This window comes from Endozoicomonas sp. SESOKO4, from assembly GCF_024606275.1.
In genome coordinates this window covers 1-1,087 of the sequence record NZ_JAHHPS010000128.1, presented here as the reverse complement: position 1 = coordinate 1,087, position 1,087 = coordinate 1, and the positions used below count along the sequence as shown (strand labels likewise).

The 1,087-nt window shown below is 48.4% G+C and carries 2 protein-coding genes; both read left to right on the top strand.

What is annotated here, in order from left to right:
- Positions 1-709, top strand: a 709-nt coding sequence (locus tag KDK16_RS02365; protein ID WP_257274487.1) for a WD40 repeat domain-containing protein, incomplete at its 5' end; no start/stop codon positions are given.
- Between the two features lie 164 nt (positions 710-873).
- Positions 874-1,087: hypothetical protein (locus KDK16_RS02360; RefSeq protein WP_257274486.1), on the top strand; the 214-nt coding region annotated here is incomplete at its 3' end.

The window sequence follows — 1,087 nt, the reverse complement described above, 5'->3', positions numbered from 1 at the left end:
ATGGATGGAAAAAGCCACCATTCGAAACCAGAGCAAAATCGTCCATTTCAGCGCCGACAGCTGCCACCTGTTAACCTTCAATTCACCTCGCGCGGCAAGTATCTATGACCAGCAGGCCGATGGATCATGGAGAAAAGCAGCCACGATTGATCATGATGATTCTCTCACCGCAGCCACCTTCAGTGCTGATAGCTGCCATGTGGTGACCGCCAGCTGGGATGGCAAGGTGAAAATCTATAGCCTGAAGGGTGCTTCATCATGGCAAGAAAAAGCCTGCATTTCCCACAACGGAGAGGTCACCTCAGCTACCTTCAGTGCCGATTGTCAGCATGTGGTGACCGCCAGTTATGATAAGACGGCAAAAATCAGTGGTCTCCAGACCGACGGGTCATGGCTGGAAGAAGCCTGCATTACCCATGGGCACAGAGTCTTCACAGCCACCTTCAGTGCCGATGGTTGTCATGTGGTAACCGCCAGTTTGGATGGCACGGCGAAAATTTGTGGTCAACGGGCCGATGGGTCATGGCTGGGAAAAGCCACCATCCAACACGAGGAACCCATCAACTCAGCCCACTTCAGTCCCGATGACCGATATGTAGTGACCATCAGTAATGATTTCAGTGCGAGAATCACTGAACTACGGAAGGACGATGTTGATCGAAGGGGTGTAATCTACCCTCCGTCTCAGGTTTGGTGCATCCTATTGTGATCCATGAGCTTGAAGAATTTTTCCGGATCAGGGCTCTGTTTTTTTCCTGCTTTCACTGACCTCAATCGTGTGAACTTTCATCAAAAAACCGAATCCAACCTATCGAATTCATTTTGAATGTCCTTTCTTAGAGAGGATAACTACTAGCTATGGAGAAATAAGGCATGAATGTTATGGACAACCATACCAGCGTTGACGGGCTACTCCCGTCAACACCTGAGTCGCTTCAAATAGAGCAAGCGCCAACGGGTATCAATGCAGGTAGAGAAGTGAGTGTCTATAACAACAATCAATGTTTATTACTCGATTTGCCCGTTGAACTAGAATCTGTGCTTATTCGCTATTTGGGTTTTCGAGAGGTTGTCTGTTTAGCCAAGG